The sequence below is a fragment of the Amycolatopsis sp. NPDC058986 genome (assembly GCF_042741125.1).
Lineage (GTDB): Bacteria > Actinomycetota > Actinomycetes > Mycobacteriales > Pseudonocardiaceae > Amycolatopsis.
Genome location: NZ_JBHYJW010000036.1, coordinates 34,221 through 45,632, shown reverse-complemented (window position 1 = coordinate 45,632; position 11,412 = coordinate 34,221). Strand labels below are relative to the sequence as shown.

The 11,412-nt window shown below is 70.2% G+C and carries 9 protein-coding genes; 3 read left to right on the top strand and 6 right to left on the bottom strand.

The annotated features are described in order from the left end of the window. Window positions 1-11 precede the first annotated feature (11 nt). Complete coding sequence (locus tag ACFW0G_RS28225) at window positions 12-3,704, top strand: BTAD domain-containing putative transcriptional regulator (RefSeq protein ID WP_378328438.1); 3,693 nt, start codon at window positions 12-14, stop codon at window positions 3,702-3,704. Here the strand turns inward: ACFW0G_RS28225 and ACFW0G_RS28220 are convergent. From ACFW0G_RS28220 to ACFW0G_RS28205, 4 genes are read right to left on the bottom strand one after another with little or no spacing between them, the layout of a single operon-like run. Next, window positions 3,659-5,077, bottom strand: a complete 1,419-nt coding sequence (locus tag ACFW0G_RS28220) for a GH1 family beta-glucosidase (protein ID WP_378328437.1) — start codon at window positions 5,075-5,077, stop codon at window positions 3,659-3,661. The two genes, ACFW0G_RS28225 and ACFW0G_RS28220, sit on opposite strands and share 46 nt — an antisense overlap. Then, window positions 5,070-5,906 (bottom strand): carbohydrate ABC transporter permease, encoded by an 837-nt coding sequence (locus ACFW0G_RS28215; protein WP_378328436.1) that lies wholly within the window; start codon window positions 5,904-5,906, stop codon window positions 5,070-5,072. The genes ACFW0G_RS28220 and ACFW0G_RS28215 overlap by 8 nt, the downstream gene beginning before the upstream one ends. Before the next feature lie 5 nt (window positions 5,907-5,911). Further along, on the bottom strand, window positions 5,912-6,877 hold the full coding sequence (locus ACFW0G_RS28210; protein WP_378328435.1) for a carbohydrate ABC transporter permease: 966 nt from the start codon (window positions 6,875-6,877) through the stop codon (window positions 5,912-5,914). Between the two features lie 10 nt (window positions 6,878-6,887). Next, on the bottom strand, window positions 6,888-8,153 hold the full coding sequence (locus tag ACFW0G_RS28205) for an ABC transporter substrate-binding protein (protein ID WP_378328434.1): 1,266 nt from the start codon (window positions 8,151-8,153) through the stop codon (window positions 6,888-6,890). Window positions 8,154-8,386: 233 nt separating this feature from the next. Here ACFW0G_RS28205 and ACFW0G_RS28200 point away from each other — a divergent pair, with 233 nt between their 5' ends. Continuing rightward, window positions 8,387-9,010 carry a LuxR C-terminal-related transcriptional regulator gene (locus ACFW0G_RS28200; RefSeq protein WP_378328433.1) on the top strand — a complete coding sequence of 208 codons (624 nt, stop codon included), beginning with the start codon at window positions 8,387-8,389 and terminating at the stop codon, window positions 9,008-9,010. On the opposite strand, the gene ACFW0G_RS28195 is transcribed toward ACFW0G_RS28200, so the two are convergent. Both ACFW0G_RS28195 and ACFW0G_RS28190 read right to left on the bottom strand, forming a co-directional pair. Further along, the gene (locus ACFW0G_RS28195) at window positions 9,007-9,717 is read right to left on the bottom strand and encodes a LuxR C-terminal-related transcriptional regulator (RefSeq protein WP_378328432.1); all 711 of its coding nucleotides are present in this window, start codon (window positions 9,715-9,717) and stop codon (window positions 9,007-9,009) included. The two genes, ACFW0G_RS28200 and ACFW0G_RS28195, sit on opposite strands and share 4 nt — an antisense overlap. A 105-nt stretch (window positions 9,718-9,822) precedes the next feature. After that, window positions 9,823-10,359, bottom strand: coding sequence for a hypothetical protein (locus ACFW0G_RS28190; RefSeq protein ID WP_378328431.1), 537 nt, complete (start codon window positions 10,357-10,359; stop codon window positions 9,823-9,825). A 408-nt stretch (window positions 10,360-10,767) separates the two neighbouring features. Here ACFW0G_RS28190 and ACFW0G_RS28185 point away from each other — a divergent pair, with 408 nt between their 5' ends. Then, complete coding sequence (locus tag ACFW0G_RS28185; RefSeq protein ID WP_378328430.1) at window positions 10,768-11,391, top strand: response regulator transcription factor; 624 nt, start codon at window positions 10,768-10,770, stop codon at window positions 11,389-11,391. Window positions 11,392-11,412: the final 21 nt, after the last annotated feature.

Below are 11,412 nucleotides of genomic sequence, written 5' to 3'. Positions count from 1 at the left end.
CAGGAACGACGATGCCGACCAGCGGTGACGGGCTGCGCGTCGGGGTGCTCGGGCCGGTGAGCGTGGCGCGCGGGGAGACCGCGCTGGCGCTCGGCCCCGCCCGGCAGCGTGCCGTGCTGGCCGTGCTCGCGCTGCGGGCGGGCCGGCTGGTGACCCGTGACGAGCTGGTGTCGGCGGTGTGGGGCGAACAACCACCCGCGAGCGTCAACGGCAGCGTGCACACGTACGTCTCCGGTCTGCGGCGTGCTCTCGAACCCGATCGTGACCGATGGGGGGCGAGCGATCTGCTGACCAGCGGGCCGAGCGGCTACACACTGCGCGTCGAGCCCGAGAGCGTCGACGCGCTGGAGTTCGAGCGGCTGATCGGAAGCATCCAGGCCGGGGCGGACGCGGGAGAAGCGGTCGCCGCGCTCGACAAGGCGCTCGGCCTGTGGCACGGCGATCCGCTGTCCGGCATCCCCGGCCCGTACGCCGAGCAGGAACGGGCCAGGCTGGGGGAACTCCGGCTCGTCGCCTACGAACTGCGTGCCGAGGCGTTGCTGGAACTCGGCGAAAGCGCCGGTCTCGGCGCGGAACTCGGCGCGCTCGTCCACGAGTACCCGCTGCGCGAGCGGCTCCGGGAACTGCAGATGCTCGCGCTCCACCACAACGGCCAGCACGCCGAGGCGCTGGAGGCGTTCCGGGCCGCGCGTGCCCGGCTGATCGAGGAGCTCGGCGCCGAACCCGGCCCCGATCTCCAGCGGCTGCACGCCAGGATTCTCGCCCAGGACCCCGAACTCACCGCCACCCCGCCGCCAGCCGCCACCCCGGCGGGTCCCGAGCGGCTGCTCGTCCTGCCCGCCCAGGTCGCGCGGCGGCTGGAGTCCGATGTGGACACCGTGTTCGTCGGCCGGGAAACGGAACTGGGCCGGCTGCGTGGCCTTGTCGACGACGTCTGCGACGGCAGGGGCGGCGCGGCGTGGATCGAGGGGCAGTTCGGGATCGGCAAGTCCGAGCTGCTGACGCGCGTGCTCGCGGACGTCCCCGCCCGGGGCTGCCAGATCGGCTGGGTGCTGGCCGACGAGCTGTCCGGGCGGATTCCGTTGCAGGTCATGCTGAGCTGTCTCGGCATCGACACCCCGTCGCCCGCGCTGTTCCAGGAGCGGCGGGGCGCGTGGGGTGAGCCCGATCCGGCGTCGGTCACGGTGGGCAGGCTGCTGTCGCTGGTCGACGAGCTGTGCGCGCGAGGCCCGCTCGTGCTGGTGGTCGACGACATGCAGTGGGCCGACGAGGCGAGTGTCCTGCTGTGGCACCGGTTGACGGCCGCGACGCGGCAGCTGCCGTTGCTGCTCGTCGCGGCGGCGCGCCCGGTGCCGCGCAGTGCCCAGATCGTGCGGCTGCGCCAGGCGATCGAAGCCAGGGGCGGGACCATCGTCGAACTCGTCCCGCTCACCGGCGAGCAGAGCATCGAACTCGAGAAACGCCTGCTGGGCGCGGAACCGGGCCCGCAGTTGCGGGATCTCGTGGAGCGCACCACCGGGAATCCGCTCTACATCACCGAACTCACCGGCACGTTGGTGCGCGAGGACGTGCTGCACACGGTGGCCGGGGTGGCGGATCTGGCGGACAGCGACAGCTACACCGCGCCGCGCGGCCTCGTCGACACGATCCGCCGGAACCTGGACGTGCTTTCCGACGAGACCAGGGAAATGCTGCGCTGGGCCGCGGTGCTGGGGACGGAGTTCACCGTCACCGACATCGCCGCGGTGGTGGGCAAACGGCCGTCGGAGCTGGTCACGGCGTTCGAGGAGTCGGTGGCCGCCAACGTCATCGTCGACTCCGACACCCATCTCGCGTTCCGGCATCCCTTGCTGCGTCAGGCTTTCTACGACGGGATCGCCGCCGGGGCCCGCGCCGCGCTGCACCGCCAGGCCGCGGAGGCACTGTCCACAGTGGGCGCTTCGGTGACGCGGGTGGCCGAGCAGGTCGTCGCCGCGCCGGTCCCGGACCCGTGGATGCTGCAGTGGCTGGTCGACCACGGCGCGGACGTCGCCACCCGGGCCCCGGTGCTGGCCGCCGAGCTGCTCTCCCGCGCGCTGGAAGCCTGCCCGCTGCGGGACCCGCGGCGCGAGATCCTGGCGACGACGCTGGTCCGGGTGTTGTTCCGGCTGGACCGGCATCCGGAGAACGAGGCGAGGGCCGCGCTGGCCATCACCACCGATCCCCACCGTGCCGCGGAAATGCACCACCTGCTCGCCGTGCTGCGCTACCGCGGCGGCGATCTCGGCAGCGCGACCGGGATCGTCGCGTCGGTGCTCGGCGATCCGGACGTCCCCGAACTCTGGCGCCGCCGCCATCGTCATCTGCTCGCGAACTTCCGGCGCGGCGGTCTCGACGATCTCGACGCCGCGGAGGAGGCCGGGCACAGGGCGCTGGCGGCAGCGGGTGGCGACCGGTACCTCACCGCGCACGCCCGGCAGACGCTGTGGCTGGTCGCGTCGGTCCGGCGCGACCACGGCGCCGCGCTGGCCCATATCGACCGGGCGATCGCGGTCGTCGAGGACGCGGATGACCTCGCCGAACTCGAACTGGATCTGCTGGACAACCGGTTGTTCACGCTGCAGAACATGGACCGGCTGGCCGAAGCGGACGAAACGCTGCGAGTGGCCCGGCGGGTCGCGCTCGGCCACGCGCTCGGCAACGAACTGCAGGTCCCGGCGGCGGTGCACAACTACTGGACGGGGCGGTGGAACGAGGCGCTCGCCGAGCTGGACTCGGTGACCGAGGACGGCCCGGCGATCACCTTCTACGGCCTGCGCGAGTCGCCGGCGGCCGCGTTGCTGATGCACGGCGTCGCGGCGTACATCGCGGGCAGGCGCGGTGACCGCATCCAGGCGTCGGGCCATCTCAACGCCGTCGAGGAGTACGCCCCGGCCACCAGCGCCGAGCGGGAGAACATCGATTTCCTGCTGGTCGCCCAGGCGGTGATGTTCGAGCAGCGCGGGGAGGGCGGACGGGCGCTGGAGACGCTGGAGCCGCTGCTGAATCCGCAGTTCTCCCCGATGATGCTGCGGCATCAGTGGCTGCCTCTCGTCGTGCGGCTCGCGCTCGACGCCGGTGCGGGCGCTCAGGTCCGCCGGGCGATGTGGATCTGCGAGGAAGAGGCGTCGAAGGAGCGTCCCGGTGCGCGGGCGGCGGCCGCGGCCCAGTGGTGCCGAGGCCTCATCGACGGCGAACCGGCGCCGGTGCTGGCCGCCGTCGGCCACTACCGCCGGGTCGGCAGGGTCGTCGAACTCGCCACCGCGCTGGAGGACGCCGCGGTGCTGCTCGCCCGGCACGGCGACCTCGACGCGGCGCGGGCCGCGTTCGACGAGAGCACCGGCCACTACGCGGACCTGTCCGCGGCCTGGGACCTCGAACGCGCCACCAAACGCCTGGCGGCCTTCGGCGTCCACCGGGATCTGACGGCGCCACAGCCCCGGTCCCGCCGCGGCTGGGAATCCCTTTCCCCGGTGGAAATCGACATCGCGCGGCTCGTCGCCGCCGGGCATTCGAACCCGGCCATCGCCATGCGGCTCGGGCTACCGCGCCGTACCGTGCAGGCCCACGTCGCCCGGCTCCTCGGCAAACTCGGCACCGCCTCGCGGGACCGGGTCGCCGAGGAGATCGGGCACCTCGGTCAGATCCCGGCGGGGACGGCGTTGCGCGCGATCACGTCGCGGTAGAAGAACGCGCTGTCCTTGAGCGTCCGCCGCTGCGTCTCGAAGTCGACGTGCACGATGCCGAACCGCTTCGAGTAGCCCATCGACCACTCGAAGTTGTCCAGCAGCGACCACACCAGATAGCCGCGCACGTCGGCGCCGCCGTCGATCGCGGCGTGCACCGCGCGGAGGTGTTCGGCGAGGTAGGTGACCCGGTCCGGATCGCGGACCCGGTCGTCCGCGTCGACGGAGTCGTCGAACGCGGCGCCGTTCTCCGCGACGATGAGCGGCAGGCCACCGGTGTGCCAGTTCAGCCAGCGCAGCAGCTCGGTCAGCGAGCTCGGCGTCTGTTCCCAGCCGAACGCGGTGAGCCGCCCGCGCGGGGGCAGCACGTCCATCCCGCGCAGCCCCGGCAGCGGGCAGTTGCTCGGCGCGTGCGGATCGTCCAGTGGCTCGACCCTGGTCGGCGCGTAGTAGTTCACCCCGAGCCAGTCGATCGGGGCGGAGATCGTCGCGAGATCTCCGTCCCGGATGGCCGATTCGAGGCCGCCGACGTGCGCGACGTCGGCGAGGACGTCCTCCGGGTATCCCTTGCCCAGCACCGGATCGAGGAAGAACCGGTTGTGGATCCCGTCGAACTTGCGCGCCGCATCGGCGTGTTCCGGTCCGTGCCCGTCCGCGAGCGCGGGTGAGAAGTTGAGCGCCAGTGAGAATTCCTGACCGGGCGCGGACTGCGCCCGCAGCGCACCCATCGCCTTGCCGTGCGCGAGCAGCAGATGGTGCGCGGCGGTGAGCGCCGCGGCCGGGTCGGTGTGCCCTGGCGCGTGAATGCCGCTGCCGTACCCGAGGAACGCGGCGCAGAACGGCTCGTTGATCGTGGTCCACTGGTTCACCCGGTCGCCGAGCGCCTGGTGCACCGTGGCCGCGTACGCCGCGAAGTGGTCGGCGGTCTCGCGGGATCGCCAGCCGCCTTCGTCCTCCAGCGCCTGGGGCAGATCCCAGTGGTACAGGGTGAGCACGGGCTCGATGTTCCGGCCGCGCAGTTCGTCCACCAGACGCCGATAGTGATCGAGCCCCTGCCGGGACACGGTTTTCCCGTCCGGCATGACGCGGGACCACGAGACCGAGAACCGGTACGCGGGCAGGCCGAGGTCCGCCATGATGGTGACGTCCTCCGGGTACCGGTGGAAGTGGTCGCAGGCGACCTCTCCGGTGGCCCCGTCCTGGATCTTCCCGGGAAGACCGGCGAACACGTCCCAGATGGACGGACCGCGCCCGCCCTCGGTGACCCCGCCCTCGACCTGGTAGGACGCCGTGGAGGCGCCCCACAGGAACCGTCGCGGGAAGTTCAGCACACCGGTCGCCTGCCCCCAGATGTCAGGCTTCCCGTCAAGCATGCAACCTTCCTCCGATCATGCCGTCGACCACCCTTCGAGATAGCAGCAAGAACAGTGTTATCACCGGAACGGCGCCCAGGGTTGCTCCGGTGAGCATGAGCGAGTAATTAGTGAAGCGACCGCTGGCTAATTGGGAAAGAACCACCTGGACGGTGGGGGTCTCGTTGGGGTTGAGCACGATCAGTGGCCAGAAGAAGTCGTTCCACGCCGTCATGAACGAGAGCATCCCGAGCACGGCGGCCTGCGGGCGCAGCGAGGGCAGCACGACGTGCCAGTAGACCCCCAGCAGCGAGCAGCCGTCGGCGCGCGCCGCGTCGACGAGTTCGGCGGGCACCGCCTCCTCGCAGGACTGCCGCATCCAGAACACGCTGAACGCGCTGACCAGGCCGGGCACGATGACCGCCTGCAGCTTGCCCGTCCAGCCGAGTTCGCCGACCAGGATGTACAGCGGGATCACCCCGAGCTGGGCCGGCACCATCATCGAGCCGATCACCACGAGGAACAGCGAGTTGCGGCCGGGGAACCGCAGGCGCGCGAAGGCGAACCCGGCGAGGCTGGCCAGCACCACGTTGGACACGGCCACGGTGCCCGCCACGATCAGCGAATTCCGGATGGCGCCCCAGAAGTCGACCGTGTCGAACACCGCGCTCAGGTTGTCCAGCAGATGACCGCCGGGCAGCAGCGCCGGGGTGCGGTCGCCGACCACCGAGTTGTCGCTTGTGGACATCACGAACGACCAGTACAGCGGGAAAACCGACGCGATCGTGACCAGGGTGAGCGCGAAGTAGGCGGGCAGGGTGCGCCAGTGGCGGGCGGTGGTGGAGTCCATGAGCCTCACGCCGCCCGGGCGAACTTGCGGACCAGCTGGACGTTGACCAGCGCGAAGACCACGCACAGCACGAACACGACCCAGGAGATCGCGGCCGAGTAGCCGGCGTCGAGATTGCCGATGCCCTTTTCGTACAGGTACATCACGATGGTCTGGAACTGGCGGTCGTCGCCGCCGGTCCCGGCCGTCCCGGAGGCGTCGAACAGCTGCGGTTCGGTGAACAGCTGGAGACCGCCGACGGTCGAGGTGAGCACGGTGAACAGGATCGTCGGCCGGATGCCGGGCACGGTGACCGACCAGAACATCCGCCAGCGGCCCGCGCCGTCCAGTGCCGCCGCCTCGTAGAGCTCCTTCGGCACCGCCTGCATCGCGGCGAGGTAGATCAGCGCGTTGTACCCCGCCCACCGCCAGATCACCATCGTCGCGATCGCCAGATGCGAGGACCAGGCCGAGGACTGCCACGAGATCGGGTCGATCCCGGCGAGGCCGAGCAGCCAGTTCACGATGCCGTAGTCGCGGCCGAACAGCTGGCCGAACACCAGCGCGACGGCGACGACCGAGACGACGTTGGGCAGCAGGATGCCGGTCCGCCAGAACCGCCCGCCACGCAGCGGGCGGTTGAGCAGCGCGGCGATGCCGAGTGCCAGCACCACCTGCGGGACGGAGGCCTCGAAGAAGATCCCGACCGTGTTGCCGAGCGCGTTGTAGAAGTTCGGATCGGACAGCAGGGTGACGTAGTTGCCGAGCCCGGCGAAGCCCTTGTCGCCGTTCACCAGATGCCAGTCGTGCAGCGAGATCCACGCCAGGAACAGCAGCGGCAGGATCCCGAAGACGACGAGGATCACCAGGAACGGCACCACGAACAACAGCGGCGCACCCCGGCGCAGCCGCACGCCCCGAGGTGCTCGGGGGCGTGCGGTCCGCGGCGCCGGGGTGCGCTGTTCGAGATCTTCGGAAGCCGGGGCCCGCATCACCGCGAGGCTACTTGAGCACGCCGCGCGCGCCCTGCACCGCTTGGCCCCAGGCCTCGTCGGCACCCTGCTTGCGGCTCTCCACCCTGCCGAGTGCCCTGCCGAACTCCGGGGCCACGTCGCGGTCGCGCAGGCCGCGGTAGTTGGGCCGGAGGTCGTCGGCCGAGCTGGCGAAGATCCGGCCGGTCGGTGCGTTGCTGAAGTACGCGTCGGTCTTGTTCAGCACTTCGGGATCGTGGTAGACGGACGGCTCGCTCGGCAGGATGCCCGCCGAGAGGAACAGCTGCTTCTGCTGCGCGGGGGCGGTGAGCCAGGCGGCGAGGTCGTACGCCTCCTTGGGGTGCTTGCCCTGCTTCGGCACGGTGAGGAACGAACCGCCGTTGTTGCCGCTGCCGCCGGGCACCGTGGCCACGTCCCATTTGCCCTTGTTCTGCTCGCCGCCCGCCTCGCTGATCTGCTTGAGCTGCCAGGCGGGGCAGGCGATCGTGGCGAACGAGCCCTGCTTGATCGCGACGTTCCACTCCTGGGTGTACGGCGTCACCCCGGCGGTCTCGCCCTTGGCGCCGATGGCGCCCGCGACGTCGAAGGCGTGCTTCAGGCTCGGGTTCTTGTCGGCGATGAACGAGTCGTCCGCGCGGGCGAAGTAGTTCTCCGGCGCCTGGTTGATCATCGCGGTGTAGATGGTGCCCGCAGAGTCGGCGAACTTGGCGCCGGTGTTCGCCGCGGTGAACCTGTCCGCGACCTCGGCGTACTTCTCCCACGTCGGCCAGAGCTTCGCGACCTGTTCGCGATCGGTCGGCAGCCCCGCCTTGGCGAGCAGATCGGGCCGGTAGCACATCGCGAGGCCGCCCATGTCGGTGCCGAGGCCGAGGACGAAACCGTTCTTGGCCACGCCCTGGTCCCATTTCCACGGGGCCCACTGCGCACTCAGCTGCTGCGCGCCGAAGCTCGCGAGGTCGACGAACTTGTCCGGGGACTGCCGGATGACCGGGATGTACTGCTCGTCGACCGCCTCGATGTCGGCCGCGCCGCGCCCGCTGGCCAGCGCGGTGACGAGCTGCTTGTTGTGCGCGTCGAAATCCGCGACCCGGCCCTGGACGTGGATGTTCGGGTGGTCCTTCTCGTACTGCTTGAACAGCGGCTCGTAGCCGAATTCGCCGAACGTGGCCACCGTGAGCGTGACCTTGTCCTCGGTGGTCGAGCTGCAGGAACTCGCGAGCACGGCCGTCGCGGCCGTGAGCGCGAGGACCGGGAAGAACACGCGTTTGCGGGTCATCGTGATCCTTACCTCGACGGGTTCAGCCGGATTATGTCGGATTATCGCCACCAACCGGTGACCGGCAGTCACCCTGCCCGAACGTCTTGGCGATCGTGCCCGAACGATCATCGCGGCACACCGCCCAGCGGTCACGCCGTGAAGTCGTGTGGAGACGCGTAGAGAGATCATGAAGCCGCGCCGCCGATGATGAAGTCCGCGGCAGGACCCCGGGACGTCATTCGGAGGGCATCATGGAGCTGATCAGGGTAAAGGTCTACGCGACGGACCCCATCACGCAGAGCGGGGTCAAGGCCGGGCTGCGGCCGAGGCCGCGGATGTCCGTGGTGGACGGCGGGGAAACCGGGCCTGTCGACGTTGTGGTCGTCGCGGTCGAGCGGCTCTCCGCCGAGGCGATGCGGCTGCTCCGGGCCGCGGCCACCGAGGACGGGGCGCCCATCGTGCTGGTCACGAACGAGATCAAGGAAGCCGATCTGCTGCCCGCCCTCGAATGCCGGGTGGTGGCGATCGTGTCCAGGGCCGCGGCCTGCGAGGAGAAGCTCGCCCGCGCCGTCGTTTCGGCCGCGAGCGGCGGTGCGGACCTCCCGGCGGACCTGCTCGGGCACCTGCTGGAGCAGACCGAACGGCTGCACCGGGAGGTGCTGGAGAGCCGGGGGATGACCGCGTCCGGCCTGTCCAGCCGCGAGATCCACGTGCTGCGGCTGATGGCCGACGGCCTCGACACCCACGAGATCGGCAAGGAGCTCGGCTATTCCGAGCGCACCGTCAAGAACATCATCTACGCGCTCACCACGCGGATCCAGCTGCGCAACCGCCCGCACGCGGTGGCGTACGCGATGCGGGCAGGCGTCATCTAGGCGGGCCCGCCCGGCCACGTCGCAGGGGACGCCTCGGCCCGTAGCGCGCCCGTCCGGATCGCGTAGGCGACCGCGTGGGTCCGGTTCTTCAGCTTGAGCCGCGTGACAAGTCCATAGAGGACGCTCTTCACCGTGCCCTCGGAGTACGCGAGTTTCGTGGCGATCTCGTCGGTGCGGAATCCTTCGGAGAGCAGGTTGAGCACGTCGAGTTCGCGGGCGTCGAAGCTGCTGAAGGTGAGGCCCTGCGGTGCCAGGTGCTCGTGGCGGAGGCGGTGCAGCTGCTCGAGGAACGCCGCCTGCAGGTGCTGGGGCAGATAGGCCCGGCCCGCGACGACCCCGGTGAGCACCGACACGAGACGGTGCGCCGAGACGTGGGCCGCCGGCAGCACACCGAGCACGCCGTACTGCACGGCGGCCAGGACGTCCCCCGGGTCGAAGTGGTGGGTGACGAGCACACCCCGCAGGACGGACCCGCCCTCCGCCTCCTGCCTGGCACGCCAGAGCGCGCCGAGCTGGGGCCTGCCGATCCTGTCCTCGGCCAGCACGATGACGTCCGCATCCGGCGAGGCGGTGAGCTCGATCTCCGGCGCGTCCCGCAGTAGATCACCCAGGCCGAGCCTGGTGATCGGGTCGGACGTCTGGACGAACACTCGGATCCGGTCCATGGCCACCTCGCAGCTGACGACGATGTTCACGCGTGTGGACAAGCTTGCGCCGCGAGGCTTCACGTCACCTTCATCAGGCTCAACCCGCCGAACGGAGAGGGCCGTGAGGGCCTCCTCACCGGCCGCCCGGTGCCGGTGAGGAGGCCCTCACGGCAGGCGCCGGGCGATGTCCGCGTTGCCAGGGAGCCGGTCCAGCTCGGGGAGGTCGGGGACGGGCGGACGTTCGCTAGCCGTGATCAGCCCCGCGATGACCGCGAAGGACCATTCCGCGAACTCGGCCGAGGCGTCGGTGTCGCAGCCGGGATTCGGTGCGAGCGGCAGTCCGCCCTCCCACGCGGACGCGGCGGCGATGCGGAGCTCTTGAAGCATCCAGACCCACTCCATGCGGTGCGTCGAATCGTGCAGTTCGACCACACCGCCGTGTTCGGGCAGATCGGTGAGGAAGAAGATGATGCGGGCCCGGGTCAGTTCGAGCTTGACCCGGAACCGGTCCGCTTCGGTCGCCAGCAGCGTCGCGATCACCGTGTCGTCGCCCAGGCTGTCGAGCGCGCGTTCCACCCGGGCCTGGTAGTCCGCGAGGCGCTCGCGCAGCATCTGGACCTGCCGTGGGCTGAAGATGCCGATGAGGCTTTCCCCGCACCGATCCCAGAGCACTTCCCGCCGAGCCGCGTAGTCGCCGTCCATGGCTTCCGATGATGCCGGTCCGGCCGCCGACCGGTGAGGATCTTGCCCGTTCGTGGTGCGGGCGTACCCGGAAAACCCACCCGAGCGGCGGATTCGCGACTTCTCCGTCGTCCGAAGTGGAATCCGAAGTGGACTGCGGAAAAGACGCGACCCGCCGCACGTGCTGGGGGTCACCGCGGCGGGTCGCTGCCCGGATGCCAGTAGGCCCCAGACAAGGGACACGGTACGGGAATCCGGCGTGATCGACCAGGCAGATCTTTGTGTCCGGACGGTCCTTGACAACCACGGCGAACCGCTCGTTTGAGCGCGTTTCGTGACCGGAACGAGTGCTGTGGAGGTTCGTTAGAGATGACGTGAAGTCTGCCACCCCATACTGACACTCATCGCGAGCCGGAGACGGAGGAACGCATGGAACGAGTTCGGGTGAGTGTCTGCGCCCTGGACCCCATCACGGCGGCCGGGATGGTCAACTGCCTCGAGTCGCATGCGGACGTGAGCGTGGTCGGGAACCAGCGCCGCGACGAAGCCGACGTTGTCGTAGCGGCGTTCGAACGGCTCTCGGCCGACGCGGTGGCCGCACTGCGCGACGTCGCGACCGGGGTGGGCAAGCCGGTGGTGCTGGTGGTCAACCAGATCAAGGAGGACGAGCTGCCGATCGCCGTGGAATGCCGTGTGGTCGCCGTGCTCCCGCGTGCCGCGGTGACCGACGAACGGCTGCCCGACAGCGTCCGCGCCGCGGCGGCCGGTGGCGCGAACCTGCCGTCGAATCTGCTCGGCAGGCTGGTCGAGCACACCGAGCGGCTCTACCGGGAAGTGCTCGCGCCGGGCGGGCTGACCGGTGCCAGCCTCTCCCCTCGGGAGATCGACGTGCTGCGTCTGATGGCGGATGGCTTGGACACCAACGAGATCGCGGCCGAACTGTCCTATTCGGAACGAACGGTGAAGAACATCATCTACGCCATCACCGATCGGCTGCGCTTGCGGAACCGGCCCCACGCGGTGGCCTACGCGATGCGTGCCGGGGTCATCTGACCCCGGCGGGACTGCTCAAAT

What these genes read in the sequence shown, in the direction of transcription:
- ACFW0G_RS28225 (WP_378328438.1), top strand. Translation starts at nt 12, where the DNA reads ATGCCGACCAGCGGTGACGGGCTGCGCGTCGGGGTGCTCGGGCCGGTG.
- ACFW0G_RS28220 (WP_378328437.1), bottom strand. Translation starts at nt 5,077, where the DNA reads ATGCTTGACGGGAAGCCTGACATCTGGGGGCAGGCGACCGGTGTGCTG.
- ACFW0G_RS28215 (WP_378328436.1), bottom strand. Translation starts at nt 5,906, where the DNA reads ATGGACTCCACCACCGCCCGCCACTGGCGCACCCTGCCCGCCTACTTC.
- ACFW0G_RS28210 (WP_378328435.1), bottom strand. Translation starts at nt 6,877, where the DNA reads ATGCGGGCCCCGGCTTCCGAAGATCTCGAACAGCGCACCCCGGCGCCG.
- ACFW0G_RS28205 (WP_378328434.1), bottom strand. Translation starts at nt 8,153, where the DNA reads ATGACCCGCAAACGCGTGTTCTTCCCGGTCCTCGCGCTCACGGCCGCG.
- ACFW0G_RS28200 (WP_378328433.1), top strand. Translation starts at nt 8,387, where the DNA reads ATGGAGCTGATCAGGGTAAAGGTCTACGCGACGGACCCCATCACGCAG.
- ACFW0G_RS28190 (WP_378328431.1), bottom strand. Translation starts at nt 10,359, where the DNA reads ATGGACGGCGACTACGCGGCTCGGCGGGAAGTGCTCTGGGATCGGTGC.
- ACFW0G_RS28185 (WP_378328430.1), top strand. Translation starts at nt 10,768, where the DNA reads ATGGAACGAGTTCGGGTGAGTGTCTGCGCCCTGGACCCCATCACGGCG.